The 16,158-nt window shown below is 63.5% G+C and carries 12 protein-coding genes; 8 read left to right on the forward strand and 4 right to left on the reverse strand.

Going from position 1 to position 16,158, the window contains the following annotated elements; all coding sequences use genetic code 11:
* The first annotated feature begins 608 nt into the window (after nt 1-608).
* The 4 genes from CAK78_RS00820 to CAK78_RS00835 all read left to right on the forward strand — a co-directional run bounded on the left by CAK78_RS00820 (nt 609) and on the right by CAK78_RS00835 (nt 5,296).
* Nucleotides 609-2,294, forward strand: coding sequence for an aspartate:alanine antiporter (locus tag CAK78_RS00820; RefSeq protein ID WP_010634129.1), 1,686 nt, complete (start codon nt 609-611; stop codon nt 2,292-2,294).
* Between the two features lie 275 nt (nt 2,295-2,569).
* Nucleotides 2,570-3,535 (forward strand): tripartite tricarboxylate transporter substrate binding protein, encoded by a 966-nt coding sequence (locus tag CAK78_RS00825; RefSeq protein WP_094696063.1) that lies wholly within the window; start codon nt 2,570-2,572, stop codon nt 3,533-3,535.
* Nucleotides 3,536-3,592: 57 nt separating this feature from the next.
* Nucleotides 3,593-4,054 carry a tripartite tricarboxylate transporter TctB family protein gene (locus tag CAK78_RS00830; RefSeq protein WP_094696064.1) on the forward strand — a complete coding sequence of 154 codons (462 nt, stop codon included), beginning with the start codon at nt 3,593-3,595 and terminating at the stop codon, nt 4,052-4,054.
* A gap of 9 nt (nt 4,055-4,063) precedes the next feature.
* Nucleotides 4,064-5,296 carry a tripartite tricarboxylate transporter permease gene (locus tag CAK78_RS00835; RefSeq protein ID WP_094696065.1) on the forward strand — a complete coding sequence of 411 codons (1,233 nt, stop codon included), beginning with the start codon at nt 4,064-4,066 and terminating at the stop codon, nt 5,294-5,296.
* A 78-nt stretch (nt 5,297-5,374) separates the two neighbouring features.
* Here the strand turns inward: CAK78_RS00835 and CAK78_RS00840 are convergent, their stop codons facing one another.
* From CAK78_RS00840 to CAK78_RS00855, 4 genes are all read right to left on the reverse strand, one after another.
* Nucleotides 5,375-6,040 (reverse strand): response regulator, encoded by a 666-nt coding sequence (locus CAK78_RS00840; RefSeq protein ID WP_094696066.1) that lies wholly within the window; start codon nt 6,038-6,040, stop codon nt 5,375-5,377.
* Nucleotides 6,041-7,624: an ATP-binding protein gene (locus CAK78_RS00845; RefSeq protein WP_094696067.1), complete on the reverse strand. Its 1,584-nt coding sequence runs from the start codon at nt 7,622-7,624 to the stop codon at nt 6,041-6,043.
* Nucleotides 7,621-8,832: an ROK family transcriptional regulator gene (locus tag CAK78_RS00850; protein ID WP_176452624.1), complete on the reverse strand. Its 1,212-nt coding sequence runs from the start codon at nt 8,830-8,832 to the stop codon at nt 7,621-7,623. Before CAK78_RS00850 ends, CAK78_RS00845 begins: the two co-directional genes overlap by 4 nt.
* 130 nt (nt 8,833-8,962) lie before the next feature.
* Complete coding sequence (locus tag CAK78_RS00855) at nt 8,963-10,630, reverse strand: methyl-accepting chemotaxis protein (RefSeq protein ID WP_094696069.1); 1,668 nt, start codon at nt 10,628-10,630, stop codon at nt 8,963-8,965.
* A 131-nt stretch (nt 10,631-10,761) separates the two neighbouring features.
* On the opposite strand from CAK78_RS00855, the gene CAK78_RS00860 reads away from it, so the two are divergent.
* The 4 genes from CAK78_RS00860 to glpC all read left to right on the forward strand — a co-directional run bounded on the left by CAK78_RS00860 (nt 10,762) and on the right by glpC (nt 15,615).
* Complete coding sequence (locus CAK78_RS00860) at nt 10,762-11,217, forward strand: YchJ family protein (protein ID WP_094696070.1); 456 nt, start codon at nt 10,762-10,764, stop codon at nt 11,215-11,217.
* A gap of 194 nt (nt 11,218-11,411) precedes the next feature.
* Entirely contained in the window at nt 11,412-13,091 is a 1,680-nt protein-coding gene (gene glpA / locus CAK78_RS00865) for an anaerobic glycerol-3-phosphate dehydrogenase subunit A (RefSeq protein ID WP_094696071.1), read from the forward strand.
* Nucleotides 13,081-14,361 (forward strand): glycerol-3-phosphate dehydrogenase subunit GlpB, encoded by a 1,281-nt coding sequence (gene glpB / locus CAK78_RS00870; RefSeq protein ID WP_094696072.1) that lies wholly within the window; start codon nt 13,081-13,083, stop codon nt 14,359-14,361. Before glpA ends, glpB begins: the two co-directional genes overlap by 11 nt.
* A gap of 51 nt (nt 14,362-14,412) precedes the next feature.
* Nucleotides 14,413-15,615: an anaerobic glycerol-3-phosphate dehydrogenase subunit GlpC gene (gene glpC / locus CAK78_RS00875; protein WP_010634139.1), complete on the forward strand. Its 1,203-nt coding sequence runs from the start codon at nt 14,413-14,415 to the stop codon at nt 15,613-15,615.
* Nucleotides 15,616-16,158 lie beyond the last annotated feature (543 nt).

The following is a 16,158-nucleotide window of genomic DNA, read 5'->3' on the forward strand; positions in this document are numbered from 1 at the left end:
GGCCGGTATTTTTTGAACAGCCCTTGCAGCCCAGTATTGGCGCGGGCTACAGCCTGATCACCAAGTTTCATAAACAGGGTTATCCACAGTTTCTGTGGGTAAGTAGGCCAAAGCCAATGACGGCCTAGGCTGGCAGGCCATTGCCGGCAAGGCCGGCACCTTTGACTCGCCAACCTCATTTTCTGCTGTTTTTGCCGCGCCCCCCGAATGGGTCGCCAGTGCCCCCATCAGATACTTTTTACAGATATCTTTTCGCCATCCCGCCACAGATGGGTCACCCTGCACGGGCGGGCCGCGATCAACCGCCAGACTCATCCCATCCCCATCAGTCAAAAATGCTGCCAGAGAGCCAAATCAGCCGACCAAACAGCAGAGCGTAAAATTTCAAGCGGCCCCCGAAGACGAGGATCACAGATAGCAGGAATCACTAATTGACAACGGGGCTGACAGAGGGAAATAGAGGTCATTGCCGCTGGTGCCCCGCAGTTTCCCTCATGACCCCCATGGCAGTGGCGGGTTAGTACCGATTAATGCGCCTTTGACGCTTCTTTATTGGTGAGGGATCCGGCACAATGTCGGCCCCACTTTTTTCCTCGGTTTTTCCGGGCATGACCATAGATTTCGTGACACTGCTACATCAAAGCGACTCCCTGCTGCTGTTCGTGGTACTGGCCTTCGGCCTGCTGCTCGGCAAAGTCAGGGTTGGCAACTTCCAGATAGGCAACACCATAGGCGTGTTGTTCACCGCCCTGCTGTTCGGCCAGATGGGCTTCGAATTCAGCACCACCACGGAGAACGTCGGCTTCATGCTGTTCATCTTCTGCGTGGGGATCGAAGCGGGGCCGCACTTCTTCAGCGTCTTCCTGCGCGACGGCATCCACTACATCACCCTGACCCTGGTGATCCTGCTAACCGCCCTCTTCCTTACCGTGGGACTGGCCAAGTTCTTCAATCTGGGGCCGGGCATGGCCGCCGGCATCCTGGCCGGTTCGCTCACCTCGACCCCGGCGCTGGTGGGGGCCCAGGATGCCCTGCGCAGCGGCCTGCTCAACCTCCCCCATCAGACCGACATGCAGTCGGTGCTCGACAACATGGGCATCGGCTATGCCCTGACTTACCTGGTGGGACTGGTGGGCCTGATGATGGTGGTGCGCTACCTCCCCTCGCTGGCACGGCTCGACCTCAACACCGAGGCGCAGAAGATCGCCCGCGAGCGCGGTCTCTCCGACAACGAGAGCCGCAAGACCTACCTGCCCATCATCCGCGCCTACCGGGTCGGCCCCGAGCTGGCGGCCTGGATTGGCGGTCGCACCCTGCGCGAGACCGGCATCTATCCTCACACCGGCTGCTACGTGGAGCGGATCCGCCGCAACGGCATCCTGGCGAGTCCGGATGGTGACGCCGTCATCCAGGAAGGGGACGAGATCGCCCTGGTGGGCTACCCCGAGAGTCACGAGAAGCTCGACGTCAACTACCGCAACGGCAAGGAGGTGTTCGACCGCAACCTGCTTGACCTGCAGATCGTCACCGAAGAGATAGTGGTGAAGAACGACGCCGTGGTAGGCCGCCATCTGGTGGAGCTCAACCTCACCGAGAAGGGCTGCTTCCTCAACCGGGTGGTGCGCTCCCAGATCGAGATGCCCTTTGATCGCAACATCATGCTGCAAAAGGGCGACGTGCTGCAGATCAGCGGCGAGAAGCAGCGGGTCAAGCTGCTGGCCAACAAGATCGGCTTCATCAGCATTCACAGCCAGACCACGGATCTGGTGGCCTTCACCACCTTCTTCGTGCTGGGCCTGCTGATTGGCTCCGTCTCCCTGGTGTTCGGCCAGCTGGAGTTTGGCCTCGGCAACGCCGTCGGCCTGCTGCTGGCGGGGATCCTGATGGGCTACCTGCGCGCCAACCACCCCACGGTCGGCTATGTGCCACCGGGCGCCCTGCGTCTGGCCAAGGATCTCGGTCTGGCGGTATTCATGGTGAGCACCGGCCTCAAGGCGGGGGGCGGCATCCTGGATCACCTGAGCGAAGTGGGGATGGTGGTGCTCTTCTCCGGCATGCTGGTGACCACCTTGCCGGTGCTGGTGGGCTATCTGTTCGGCGTCTGGGTGCTGAAGATGAACCCGGCCCTGCTGCTCGGCGCCATCACCGGGGCCCGTACCTGCGCCCCGGCCATGGACGTGGTGAACGAGGCGGCCAACAGCTCCATCCCGGCGCTCGGCTATGCCGGCACCTATGCGGTGGCCAACGTCATGCTGACCCTGGCGGGCTCCTTCATCATCGGCTTCTGGTTCTAGCGCCGACCAAGTGTCGTCAAAGGGGAGCCACTGAGGCTCCCCTTTTGATGTCTGCGCTCCGGCAAGGCCCTGCCTCTCTCGTCGGCCCACAGTGCCGTCAGCCCCTCCCCGTTCTTCTCCCTTCTCCCCTCACAACGAGGTGGTCAGTAAGCGGGAACCATCGTGACCAGAATGAACAAAATGGCCACAACAGCCTTAATAACCATTACGGTCAGATTGTTTTCCAGCCAGACATGATTAATTAACCTTCTTGCAACAATCACAAGGAGAGCACCATGTTGCAAGGAACCTTCAAGCACACCCTGATCGGTAGCCTGCTCGCACTGAGCTTCGGCGCCCAGGCCCAGATCGACGAAATCCACTTCCTGATCCCGGGCGGCGCCGGCGGCGGCTGGGATACCACGGCCCGCGGCACCGGTGAAGTGCTGGCCAAGTCCGGCCTGATCAAGACCGTCTCCTACCAGAACATGTCCGCCGGTGGCGGTGCCAAGGCCATCGCCCACCTCATCGAGACCTCGGCCCAGTCCGACAAGACCCTGATGGTCAACTCCACCCCCATCATCGTCAAATCCCTCTCCAAGGAGCTGCCCCAGTCCTTCCGTGACCTGACCCCGGTCGCTGCCATCATCGCCGACTACCAGGCGCTGGCGGTCAAGGCGGACTCCCCCTATCAGAACTGGGCCCAGCTGCTGGCCGCCTACGAGGAGAACCCGGCCAAGGTGAAGATCGCCGGGGGCTCGGCCCGTGGCAGCCTGGATCACCTGGTCGCCGCCCTGACCTTCAAGAATGCCGGCGCCGACGCCAGCAAGCTGCGCTACGTCGCTTATGACGCTGGCGGCAGCGCCATGGCCGCCGTGCTGGCCGGAGAGACCCAGGCCATCTCCACCGGCTTTGGCGAGGCGATGGAAGCGGTCAAGTCCGGCCAGATGCGGATCCTCGGGGTCACCTCGGACAAGCGCCTGCCGGGGGCGGAGCAGATCCCCACCTTCAGCGAGCAGAACAGCCCCACCGTCTTCGCCAACTGGCGCGGTTACTTTGCCTCCCCCACCATCAGCCCGGAGAAATCCGCCGAGTTTGCCGCCCTGCTCAAGCAGATGTACGACAAGCCGGAGTGGGAAGTGGTCCGCAGCCGCAACAGCTGGACCAACCTCTACAAGTCCGGTCCCGAGTTCACCGCCTTCCTCGACGGCCAGGAGCAGCAGATTGGTGGCCTGATGCGCGAGCTCGGCTTCATCAAGTAACCCTCGTTGTCACATCGCAGGCGGGCGCAGGCCCGCCGCTCATGTTGGAGTCAAGAGATGAACATCACCAAGGAGCGACTGGGGGGACAGCTGTTTCTGCTGCTCTCCCTCGCCTATGGCTACTACGCCACCGAGATACCGGGCTACCCCGGCGACGAATACGACCCCTTCACCGCCAGTACCCTACCCTATGCCCTGGCCGGGATCGGGGCGCTGCTCTCCCTGTTGCTGGTGCTCTTTCCCGGGGGTGAGCCTCTGCGCCGGGAAGAGGGGGACTGGCGCCGGGTCTTCATCCTGCTCGGGCTCATGGTCATTTACGGACTGGGGCTCACCTGGTTTGGCTTCGTGCTCTCCACCATCGCCTTCCTGAGCGTGGGCATCCGGGTACTGGGTGAGCCCAGCCTGCGCTACGGCCTGATGATCAGCGTCCCCTTCTCCATCGGTTTCTGGGCCCTGCTCACCAAGGGGCTCAACGTCTATCTGGAGCCGGGTCGCCTGTTTACCCTGCTCGGTTTCTAAGGAGTCACCATGTTAGACGGAATCTTGCAAGGACTCGGCACCGCACTGTTGCCGGTCAACCTGATGATGGTGGTGCTTGGCTGCTTCATCGGCACCTTTATCGGCATGCTGCCGGGCCTTGGCCCGGTCACCGCCATTGCCCTGATGATCCCCATCACCTATGGCCTGGATCCCTCCTCCGGCATCATCCTGATGGCCGGCGTCTATTACGGCGCCATCTTCGGGGGCTCCACCTCCTCCATCCTGATCAACGCCCCCGGCTGCTCCGCCACCGTGGTCACCGCCTTCGACGGCTACCCCCTGGCCTGCAAGGGACAGGCGGGCAAGGCGCTGGCCATGGCCACCTTCGCCCTGGCTGAGATCCTGATGGCGGTGCTGCGCCCCGGCAAGGACAACAGCGAGGAAGAGGCCAGGCAGATGCAGCAGCTCGGCAGCCTCAAGCTGAGCAAGGAGGAGGTCAGGGAGATAGCGCCCCCCATTGCCCGCTCCTCGGTGCTGGGCTTTCTCATCGGCGTGTTGCCGGGGGCCGGCGCCACCATCGCCGCCTTCATGGCCTATGGGGCCGAACGCAACATCGCCGGCAAGCAGCGTCAGGAGCAGTTCGGCAAGGGCAGCCTGCGCGGTCTGGCCGCGCCGGAAGCGGCCAACAACGCCGCCTCCACCGGTTCCTTCGTGCCCCTGCTGACCCTGGGGATCCCGGGCTCGGGCACCACAGCCCTCATCCTGGGCGCCCTGGTGGCCTACGGCATCCAGCCGGGCCCGCGCCTCTTCATGGAGCATCCGGACGTCTTCTGGTCGGTGATCATCTCCATGTACCTGGGCAACGTGGTGCTGTTGATCCTGAACCTCCCCCTCATCCCCTATCTGGCCAAGGTACTGGCGGTACCACGCCCCGTGCTGATCCCCATGGTGTTGCTGTTCTCCCTGACCGGGGTCTATCTGGTCTCCTTCAACACCATGGATATCCATGTGATGACCCTGGTGGCGCTGATCGCCATCGGCCTGCGCCTGCTCACCTTCCCCATGGCACCCATGCTGCTCGGTTTTATCTTGGGGGGCATGCTGGAGGACAACCTGCGCCGGGCCCTGGTGATCAACGACGGCAGCCTGAGCTTCCTGTGGGAGCGGCCCATCACCCTCGTCTTCACGGTGATCACCCTGACCATGCTGCTGCTGCCACTGTGGCAATGGTGGCAGGCACGCCGCGCACCGGCCGCCCGGCTGCAATCCGAGCCAAGCTGAGTTGGCGGATCCCACACAGCAAAAGAGCGCCAACAGGCGCTCTTTTTATTGGCAAGACAGGATGGGGGGTTACGCCAGTCAGGGCTGGCGATAACGCCGCTCCGGCCGGCCGACGGTGCCGTACTCCAGCTCCGGGCTCGCCAGTTGCTGGCCCACCAGAAACTCCAGATAGCGGCGCGCCGTGGTGCGGCTCACCCCGACCCGGCCGCCGATCTCCTCGGCGCTGGCTCCTTGCTGGGTCAAGGCCGCCAGCACCCGCTGCAGGGTGAGGCCGTCGATCCCCTTGGGCAGGCCACCCGCCGCCACCTGCTGCAACGGCGTGCCAAACAGGGCGTCCACTGCCTGCTGATCGATGTCCGCCAGGGCCGCCAGGGTGGCGCGGCTCTGGCAATATTTGTCGAGGGTGTCGCGCAGCCGCTCGAACACCACGGGCTTCAAGATGAAATCCACCACCCCGAGCCGCATCGCCTCCTGCAGGGCAGCGGCCTCCCGTGCCGCGGTGAGCAGGATGACGTCCAGACTCGCCCCGGCCTGGCGCAGCTCGCGCAACAGGGCAAAGCCCTCGCCATCGGGCAGCCAGACATCCAGCAGCACCAGATCGGGCTTGAGGATGGCGATCTGCTCCCTGGCATCGAACAGGGTGAGCGCCACCCCCAATACTTCGAAACCTGCCAGCCGCTGCACGAAGCGACGGTGGATCTCGGCGATAGCCGGATCGTCCTCGACGATCAGGATCTTGATCACTCACACCTCCTTGGGAATGTAACAGACGACGCAACTTCCCTGCGCCGTGGCTTCGATGGTGATCTGCCCCTGCAGGGCATCCAGGGTCTTGCGCACCAGGGAGAGGCCGATGCCGTGATCCGGCTCCGCCTTGCTGCTCACACCCCGCTCGAACAGGCGATCCGCCAGCGCGGGATCGATCCCCCCCGCCCCGTCTTCCACCTCCAGAATGAGATCCTGGCCGAGATCGCTCAGGGCCACCCGCACCGGCTGGTAGGGGGCGCCGTGACGGCGGGTCGCCTCGAAGGCATTGTCGATGAGGTTGCCCAGCACCGTCACCAGCTGGGAGCCGCTGACGCGAAGGGGAATGTCGTGCAGGCGGGAATCCGGGTCCACCTCCAGCACCAGTCCCAGCTCGTGGGCCCTGTGGTACTTGCCGAGCAGCAGGCCGGCCACCTTGGGCTTGGCGATGGCAGTCATCAGGAAGTTGAGCAGGCTCTGCTCGGTGGCCGCCTCCCGCCCGATGAAGGCGAGCGCCTCGCCGGTGGCGCCCAGCTCGATGAGCCCGGCGATGGTACCGAGCTGGTTGTGGTGTTCGTGGGTCTGTACCCGCAGCAGATCGCTGTAGGCCTGCACCTGGGAGAGCTGGGCACTGAGCTCGGCCAGCTCGTCCTTGCGCCGAAAGCTCGACACCGCGCCGATCAGCTTGCCCTCGCGCACCAGCGGCAGCCGGTTGACGATGAGGGACTGGCCGTTGAGCACAATTTCTTCATCAAACTGGGGACGCGGATCCTGAATGAGGGAGAGCATGCGGCTCTCCGGCAGCAGCCGGGTGACCGGCTGGCCGATGGCGGCCCGGGCTGTGGTCTCGTCCAGACGCAGCAAGCGGATGCCATTGGGATTGAGGGAGGTGAGCCGGCCCTGCTCGTCGATGGTGAGGATCCCCTCGCGCACGGTGCGCAGGGTGCAGTCGAGTTCGGTGTAGAGACGCCCCATCTGTTCGGGCTCGAAGCCGAGCAGCGCCCGTTTGTAACGGCGGGCCAGCCAGGTGGCGGCCAGGCTGTTGAGCAGCACGATGAGCAAGGTCATGGCGAGACCGAAATGCAGAAAACCCTGCAGATCCGCCTCGATGTCCCGCACCAGATAACCGACCGAGACCACCCCGATGATCTGGCCGAGCTCATCGCGGATGGGGCTCTTGCCACGCACCGAGACCCCGAGGGACCCTTGAGCGCGGGAGATGTAGGACTCCCCCTGCAAGGCCCGTTGCGGATCATCCCCCATCATGGGCTGGCCGATGCGATCCGCATTGGGGTGCACCAGCCGGCGCGCCTCCTTATCGCCGATGACGATGTAGCTGGCGCCGACCTCGGCGCGGATCCGCTCCACCAGCACGTTGAGGCGGGCGGTGTCGGCCCGCTTCACCCCGGCGATGACGCCGGACTCTCGCGCCACCAGCCGCGCCACATCGAGGGCCTGATCCCCCACTTCGCGGTAGCGCTGCTCGGACACATAGTAGTAACTGGCCCCGCTCAGCAGCACCAGCTGCAGCAGGCTGACCAGACAGAGCATGAGCAGGATGCGTCCTTGCAACCCCAGCTTCATGCCTCCTTGTCGCCTCGCAACAAGTCGAGCAGCAGGCTGCCGTCGCGCAGGGCCTTGTGCACCTGCACCGAGGTGGGCTTGGTGGGATCTTCGTAGAAGTGGGTGGATTCGATCTGCAGGCGCACCAGGTATTCGGCCGGCAACTGGCTGGCCAGCGACTGGTGCAGCATGGGGAACAGCAGCCGATCGGCGCGGGTGATCTCCCCCCCCAGCAGCAACTTGCCCGGATTGAGCAGACAGATGAGGTTGGAGAGCACCCGGGAGAGCCGCCCCGCCGCCTGATGGAGGATGTCCTGACAGAGGCTGTTGCCCGCCAGCGCCAGCTCGCACAGCTCGCGAATGGTGACGCTCTCGGGCAAATCGTGCTCCTGCATCCGCTCGCGCAGATCCCGGTATTGCGCCTCCAGCGCCTGATTGGTCACCAAGGTGCAGGCACAGCCGAAGCCGCCGCAGTAGCAGCGCTGGCCGTAGGGTTCGAGCTGCAGGTGGCTGAGATCGCCGAGCAGGGCCGACTCGCTCTCGATGAGCTGGCCGTTGACCACCATGCCGACCCCGATGTCGTTGTGCACGAACACCAGCACCGCATCGGCGCAGTTCTTGGCGGCGCCCCACTCACGCTCGGCCTGGATCCAGGTGCGCACGTCGCCACTCACCAGCACCGGTACCGCGAAGGCCTCCTGCAGGGTGGGGCCGAGCGGCCAGTTGCGCAGATCGTAGAACGGGAAGTGTTTGACCATGCCGGAGTGGCGCTCCACCTGCCCGGGCAGACAAAGGGCGATGCAGGCCAGACGCAGCGCTTTTTTGGGCAAGAAGCCCTCGATGGCCCGCACCAGACTGGCCAGCAGGTCGGCGCGCTCCCCTTCGCTGAAGACATGGCGATGACGGGCGAGGGAGCGACCGGCCAGATCGAACAACGCCATGTCAACATAACCGCGCCCCAGGCGCATGGAGAGGAACTGGAAGCGGCGCTCGTTGATGCGCAGCAGGGTCTGGCGGCGACCGCGCCCCACCGAGCTCTCGCCGCAGGTGACCACCAGACCGCCGTCCAGCAGCTCGCGGGTGATCTTGGTGATGCTGGCAGGCGAGAGACCGGTCAGGCGGGAGAGATCGGTACGGGACAGCTCCTTGTGCTCCTCCAGGCTGGCGTAGACCAGGCCATAGTTGAGCTGACGGATCAAATCGATACTGCCTTTCACGATCTCATTCATAAGGTAAGGGGCAACAGCTGACACAGAGGGCGACAATTTTCACACATTATTGATCAATCCCCAAATAAAGTGCGGCCTGAACCGGGGGCCAGGCCGCATCTTGTGAGGGATATCCCCTCTTGTCATCCCCTCAGTAGCGGAACTGGGAGACCAGCTTGCGCAGCTTGTCCCCGGTGCTGGCGAGATCGCGGGTGGTGCTGTTGGACTCGACCGCCGCATCGGTCAGCTCGCTGACGATCTGCTGAATGGCCACCAGGTTCTTGTTGATCTCCTCGGAGACCGCGTGCTGCTCCTCGGCGGCGGTGGCTATCTGGATGTTCATGTCGTTGATGGTGCTGACCGCCATCACCATGCTGTCGAGGGAAGTGGCGATGTGGCTCGCCTCCTGCACCGTCTCCTGGCTGCGATCCTCGCTGGCCTGCATCACGTCCACCGCCTGTTTCACCCCGCCCTGCAGACGCTGCAGCATCTCGTTGATCTCCTTGGTGCTCTGCTGGGTACGACCGGCCAGCGAACGGACTTCATCCGCCACCACCGCGAAGCCACGCCCCTGCTCGCCGGCCCGGGCCGCCTCGATGGCGGCGTTGAGCGCCAGCAGGTTGGTCTGCTCGGCAATGCCGCGAATGACCTCCACCACGGATCCTATCTTGGCGGTCTCCTGCGCCAGCTGCTCGATGACGCCGGAGGCGGTGTGCACCTCACCCACCAGCCGGTTGATGCTGTTGATGGCGGTGCCCACCACGCCGCGAGCGGCATCGGATTCGCGTGCCGCATCGCTGGTAGCGGTGGCGGCGTTGGAGGCGCTGGCCGCCACTTCCTGGGCGGTGGAGCTCATCTCGGTCACCGCGGTGACCACCTGATCCGTCTCCCGGCTGTGGCCGTGCATCTGATGGTCATAGTGCTCGCTCAGGTGGTGCAGCTTCTCCACCGCGTTGAACAGATGGTTGCTGGTCTCCCCCACCTGGCTCACCACCGACTGGATCCGTGCCACGAAACGGTTGAAGGCGGTGGCCAGCTGGCCGATCTCGTCGTGGCTCTGCACCTTGAGGCGCTGGGTCAGATCCCCCTCCCCGTCGGCGATGTCGTTGAGGGCCGATACCGCATCCGCCAGCGGCCGGGTGACCCGGTTGCCGATCACCACGGTGGCGACCAGGGTCACCCCCAGAATGACCAGAATGAGCAAGACGCTGCTCTGCAGCGAGTCACGCATGTTGCTCTCGCGTACGGTGCGCAGCGCCGCCAGCTCGCTGTCGATGTCGTCGATGTAGAAACCGGTGCCGATGATCCACTGGTATTTGTCGAGTACCAGGTTGAAGGAGAGTTTGGGGGCGTCCCGACCGATGGAGGGCTTGGCGGTCCAGTATTCGGAGAAGCCGTCCCCCTGACGCGCCGCCTTGACGATCTCCTGGATCAGCAGCTTGCCCTTGGCATCCTTGTCCTGCCAGCGGTTCTTGCCCTCCATCTCGGGACGGGGAGGCAGCAATATGGTGTTGCCCTGAAAATCGTAGACGAAGAAGTAGCCGTCACTGCTGTAGCGCAGCGGCCGCAGCAGCTCGGTCACCTGTTTGCGCACCGCCGGGCTGTCCGGCTGGTTGTAGACGGCATCGATGGCCGTCTTGGCCAGCATCAGATAGCTGCTGAGCAGTTCCTTGCGATCCTTGATGGCATTCTCTCGTGCCACCACCAGATCGGCTTCCAGATCACTCTTTGAAATCATGTAGTTGCTGAGGTTGACCACCAGGGCCATCAGGAGCACGGGGACGGCTCCCAACAACAGGATTTTCTGCTTTAGCGTCATCTTTCACATCCTTGCAGCTGTTTTTATGAGTGTTCCGTTCCTACCAGACCAGTATAGGATGCTGGTCGACGGGGACCCGCTTTCGCTACAATCCCCGCCCTCTATCTCTATCGACTCAGATGGCCAGACACATGAACAAATGTCCTTGCGGTTCAACTCTTTCTCTCGAAGTGTGCTGTGGATCACTGCACCGGGGGGCCGCCGCCCAGACCCCGGAGCAGCTGATGCGCTCGCGCTACAGCGCCTTCGTACTGGGATTGGGGGAGTATCTGGTGCACAGCTGGCACCCTGACTATCTGAACGGACTGACCGCGGAGCAGCTCTCCCAGACCGACACCCAATGGGACGGGCTCGAGATCCTCGCCAGCCAGGGCGGCCCCGCTGACACCCTCGGCATGGTGGAGTTCAAGGCCTGGTTCATGGAGGGTGAAGAGCGCCACTGCCTCCATGAGCGATCCCGTTTCGTGCGCCATCAGGGGCGCTGGGTCTACACCGACGGCGAGCAGGATCCGGCACCACTGCGGGTGGGGCGCAACGATCCCTGTCCCTGTGGCAGCGGCAAGAAGTTCAAGAAGTGCTGCGGCTGAGCGCCGTGACTCGTGTCGACAGAGGAGGCCCTGGTGGCCTCCTCTGCTGTTACTGGAGTGTGACAACAATCACGATTTGCTCATTAACACCCCTTTCAGTGAGCGTTTGCGAACATTAACTTGGCCCATATCAAACATTTCTGCCCAGAGACAGGCCACACTGGCACCATCTGGAAGAGATGAGACGGGCAAGAATGAAAAGAATAACCACACAAGTCGTCATCATAGGGGGTGGCGCCACCGGAGCCGGCATCATGCGCGATTGCGCACTGCGCGGCATCGACTGCATCCTGCTTGAGCGGGACGATATCGCCGCCGGCACCACCGGTCGCAACCACGGCCTGCTCCACTCCGGCGCCCGCTACGCGGTGACGGATCAGGAGTCCGCCCGCGAGTGCATTCAGGAGAACCGCATCCTCAAGCGGATCGCCAGCCACTGCGTCGAGGACACCGGCGGCCTCTTCATCACCCTGCCGGAAGATGACATCAATTTTCAAAATACCTTCATGGACGCCTGCGCCCTGGCGGGCATCGACGCCCGCCAGCTGGATCCCGCCGATGCGCTGCGCCTCGAACCCAACGTCAACCCCGCGCTGATCGGTGCCATCCAGGTGCCGGACGGCACGGTCGACCCCTTCCGCCTGGCCGCCGCCAACGTGCTGGATGCCAAGGAGCACGGCGCCCGCATCTTCACCCACAGCAAAGTGCTTGGGCTCTTGCGTACCCAAGACAGAGTGCACGGGGTCAAGGCCATCAACACCCGCACCGGTGAAGCGTTCGAGGTGGAGTGCCAGGAGGTGATCAACGCCGCCGGTATCTGGGGCCAGCAGATCTGCGAGTACGCCGATCTCGGCATCCGCATGTTCCCGGCCAAGGGCTCCCTGCTCATCATGGATTATCGCATCAACCAGCTGGTGCTCAACCGCTGCCGCAAACCGGCGGATGCGGACATCCTGGTGCCGGGCGATACCATCTCCCTCATCGGCACCACCTCCAGCCGCATCGATTACCACAAGATTGACCAGCTCACCGTCGAGCCCGAAGAGGTGGAGGTGCTGCTGCGCGAAGGGATAAAACTGGCCCCCATCATGGCCCGCACCCGATTGCTGCGCGCCTATGCCGGGGTTCGCCCGCTGGTGGCGGTGGATGGCGACGAGTCGGGCCGCAACATCAGCCGCGGCATCGTCTTGCTGGATCACGCCGAGCGGGACGGACTCAAGGGTTTCAACACCATCACCGGCGGCAAGCTAATGACCTACCGGCTGATGGCCGAATGGGCAACCGATCTGCTGGCCAAGAAGCTTGGCAACAGCAAACCGTGCCGCACCGCCGAGCTGAGCCTGCCCGGCTCGCGGGATCCGGAGAAGGTCTCCGCCCCCGGTCTCTCGGTGCCTGCCGAAGGCTCGGCCCAGTACCGTCACGGCGAGCGGGTCATCGCCTTTTTCCGCGACAATCCCAAGGCCAACGCCCTCATCTGCGAGTGCGAGATGGTGACCGCGGGTGAAATCGATTACGCCCTGCGCGAGCTGGATGTGGACAACCTGGTGGACTTGCGCCGCCGCACTCGCCTGGGCATGGGGCCCTGTCAGGGGGAGCTGTGCGCCTATCGTGCCGCCGGCCTGATGCAGGAGTACGGCAAGGCCGACGGTCGCCAGGCTTGCGTCATGCTGCGCCAGTTCCTGGAGGAGCGCTACAAGGGCACCCGCCCCGTGTTGTGGGGCGATGCCCTGCGCGAGGCCGAATTTACCTACTGGATCTACGAGGGGCTGTTCGGCCTTGGCGAGTGGACGGCCCCCCACCTGGTGGCCGAGCCGTCCTTCCCACAGGACGCCAGCACCGCCAATCCCACCAAGGAGCGCAGCCATGAAATTTGACAGCATCGTTATCGGCGGCGGCATGGCGGGCCTCTCCGCGGCCCTGCGCCTGGCCGAGGCCGGCCAGAAGACCCTGCTGATGGCCTCCGGCCAGAGCGCCCTGCACTTCTCCTCCGGCTCGGTGGATCTACTGGAGAGCGAGGGAGATCCCCGCGCCGCCCTGCCCGCCTTTATGGCCGCCAACCCCGAACACCCTTACAGCAAGGTGGGGCTGACCCATATCGCGGCGAGCCTCGATGATCTGCAGCGTCACTGCGCCGCCCAAGGCTTGCCGCTGTTTCGCCAGGAGCGCAACCACCAGCGGCTGACCCCCATCGGCACCCTGAAATCCACCTGGCTCTCCCCCGACACCTGCGCCTGCGTGACCGATGCGCCGGCCCCCGACGCCATCCTGCTGGCCACCCTGGAGGGATTTCGCGACTTTCACCCCGAGCTCGCGGCCGCCAACCTAAAAACCCACGCGCGCTTCGCCCATTGCCGCATCCTGACCGGGGAAATTCGCCTGCCCCAGCTGGCCGAGTTCAGCCGCAATCCCCACGAGTTTCGCTCCGCCGACATCGCCCGTCTGTTTGACAAGCAGGGCAATGGCCAGCATGACCTGCTGACGGAGCTGGCCCGCGAGATCAGCCGCATGGTGCAGGAGAGCGGTGAGCCGCGATGCCGCCACCTGGTGCTGCCCGCCTGCCTGTCGCTGGGGCTGGTCGGCCCGCGCCTGACGGAGCTGGAGCAGCGCACCGGCTGCATCATCAAGGAGGTGGCCACCATGCCGCCGTCGCTTATCGGCATGCGGATGCAGGAAGCCCTCAAGCGCCGCTTCATGGCCCTTGGCGGCACCTTCCTCACCAGCGAGCGGGTACTGGGCGCCCGCTATGACGGCGAACGGGTCATCGGCGTGCACAGCCAGAATGGCGACGATCAACTCTTTGAAGCGGATAACTTTGTACTCGCCTCCGGCAGCTTCTTCAGCCGCGGGCTGGAGTCGCGCCTGCGCGGCATTCGTGAGCCCATCTTCAACGCCGATGTGCTGAGCCTGCCCGAGCGCGACGCCTGGGCCGGCCGCCGCCTGTTTGACCACCACCCCTTCATGGGCTTCGGGGTCAAGACCGACGACAAGCTCAGAGTGCTGCGTGGCGGCAAACCGCTCGCCAACCTCTACGGCGCCGGCAGCGTGCTGGCGCACTATGACCCCATAAAAGAAGGGTCAGGCTCAGGTGTCGCGGTCGCCACCGGCTGGCAGGCTGCCGGTCATATTTTGAGTTCAGCCCAATGATGATTTCGACCCATATCCCGTGCCTTCACACCCAACGGGAGGAGAACTGACATGCTACTGGATCATGCCAACCAAACCTTCGATCAGTGCATCAAATGCACCGTCTGTACCGCCTACTGCCCGGTGGCCAAGGCCAACCCGGCCTACCCAGGCCCCAAGCAGGCGGGCCCGGATGGGGAGCGGCTGCGCATCAAGAGCCCGGAGCTCTTTGACAGCGCCCTCAAGTACTGCACCAACTGCAAGCGCTGCGAGGTGGCCTGCCCGAGCGGAGTGCGCATCGGCGACATCATCGCCAAGGCCAAGCACCAGTACAGCGGCTTCAAACCGGGGATCCGCGAGTTCGTGCTCTCCCACACCGATCTGATGGGCAGCATGTCCACCCTGATGGCCCCGGTGGTCAACTTCACCACCGGCCTCAAGCCGATGAAGCTGGTGCTGGACAAGGCGCTGGGGGTCTCCTCCCACCGCGATCTGCCCAAGTACTCCCAGGGCACCTTCCGCGGCTGGTACAAGAAGCAGAAAGCGAGTCAGGCCCGCTTTGCGCGCCAAATCGCCTACTTCCACGGCTGCTACGTCAACTACAACCACCCGCAGCTCGGCAAGGAGCTGGTGCAGGTGCTCAACGCCATGAACATCGGCGTCCAGTTGCTGGAGCGGGAGAAGTGCTGTGGCGTGCCGCTGATTGCCAACGGCTTCATGGACAAGGCCAAGCAGCAGGCAGCCTTCAACATCCAGCAGCTGGAGAACACCCTGCTCGGCAACGAGATGCCGCTCTTGGCCACCTCCTCCACCTGCGGCTTTACCCTGCGCGACGAATATCCCCACCTACTGGAGCAGGACAACCACAAGGTGCGCGATCGCATCTCGCTGGTGACCCGCTTCCTGTGGAACGAGTTCTACCAGGGCAACAAGCCGGCGATGAAGCCGCTCAATCTGCACATCGCCTACCACACCCCCTGCCACATGGAGAAGATGGGGGGCGTCATCTATACCCTGGAGCTGCTGCGCGCCATCCCTGGCGTCAAGGTAACTGTGCTGGACTCCCAGTGCTGCGGCATCGCCGGCACCTACGGCTTCAAGTCGGAGAACTACCAGACCAGCCAGGCCATCGGCGAGGGGCTGTTTGATCAGATAAACCGGCTCAAGCCCGATCTGGTCATCACCGACTGCGAAACCTGCAAATGGCAGATCGAGATGAGCACGGCGTTCCGCTGCGAACACCCCATCCACCTGTTGGCCCAGGCACTTGCCTGATCCCTACGCCCGACCGGGCAGGCTGTTCAGCAAAGAGGACAACGGGTAAAAATCAGATAAAAACAGAGCCGGCAATTGCCGGCTCCTTTTATTGGATCAATCTATTGGGTCATCACTCGCATGGGTCATACCCTCAATAGACAGCCCATTGATTGAATCCGGCTGCCGACGGCCACATCGCCTCCCCTTTAGCGCCGCCCACAGTGCATATTTATTCAAACCGAACTTGTTATCCCCAAATGGATAGAAAAACGATCGCGTTGAGGACGTCCCCTTGCCGGATGCGGGCTGGCGGGCTACGGGGCACACTGCCGCCAGACAGCGGCATTAACAATGGTGCAATAAGTTGAGTTTCCTCATAATTTAACCGGGATCTCATTTCCGGCAGTTGCCTGCTCCGCCAATTGATCTAGCGCAATCCCGCCCGCGATAAATCATCATTCGTTTTACCCATTTGGTAATATCCAACTCGAGCAATCGCATAAATACATGGGTTTTATTCACTAATAACAATTAATCGGCCTGCCTGCTCCTGCCTTGTGC

It is taken from the genome of Aeromonas sp. A35_P (assembly GCF_002259925.1).
GTDB lineage: Bacteria > Pseudomonadota > Gammaproteobacteria > Enterobacterales > Aeromonadaceae > Aeromonas > Aeromonas dhakensis.

What these genes read in the sequence shown, in the direction of transcription:
- glpC (WP_010634139.1), top strand. Translation starts at nt 14,413, where the DNA reads ATGCTACTGGATCATGCCAACCAAACCTTCGATCAGTGCATCAAATGC.
- glpB (WP_094696072.1), top strand. Translation starts at nt 13,081, where the DNA reads ATGAAATTTGACAGCATCGTTATCGGCGGCGGCATGGCGGGCCTCTCC.
- glpA (WP_094696071.1), top strand. Translation starts at nt 11,412, where the DNA reads ATGAAAAGAATAACCACACAAGTCGTCATCATAGGGGGTGGCGCCACC.
- CAK78_RS00825 (WP_094696063.1), top strand. Translation starts at nt 2,570, where the DNA reads ATGTTGCAAGGAACCTTCAAGCACACCCTGATCGGTAGCCTGCTCGCA.
- CAK78_RS00835 (WP_094696065.1), top strand. Translation starts at nt 4,064, where the DNA reads ATGTTAGACGGAATCTTGCAAGGACTCGGCACCGCACTGTTGCCGGTC.
- CAK78_RS00820 (WP_010634129.1), top strand. Translation starts at nt 609, where the DNA reads ATGACCATAGATTTCGTGACACTGCTACATCAAAGCGACTCCCTGCTG.
- CAK78_RS00860 (WP_094696070.1), top strand. Translation starts at nt 10,762, where the DNA reads ATGAACAAATGTCCTTGCGGTTCAACTCTTTCTCTCGAAGTGTGCTGT.
- CAK78_RS00845 (WP_094696067.1), bottom strand. Translation starts at nt 7,624, where the DNA reads ATGAAGCTGGGGTTGCAAGGACGCATCCTGCTCATGCTCTGTCTGGTC.
- CAK78_RS00850 (WP_176452624.1), bottom strand. Translation starts at nt 8,832, where the DNA reads ATGAATGAGATCGTGAAAGGCAGTATCGATTTGATCCGTCAGCTCAAC.
- CAK78_RS00855 (WP_094696069.1), bottom strand. Translation starts at nt 10,630, where the DNA reads ATGACGCTAAAGCAGAAAATCCTGTTGTTGGGAGCCGTCCCCGTGCTC.
- CAK78_RS00830 (WP_094696064.1), top strand. Translation starts at nt 3,593, where the DNA reads ATGAACATCACCAAGGAGCGACTGGGGGGACAGCTGTTTCTGCTGCTC.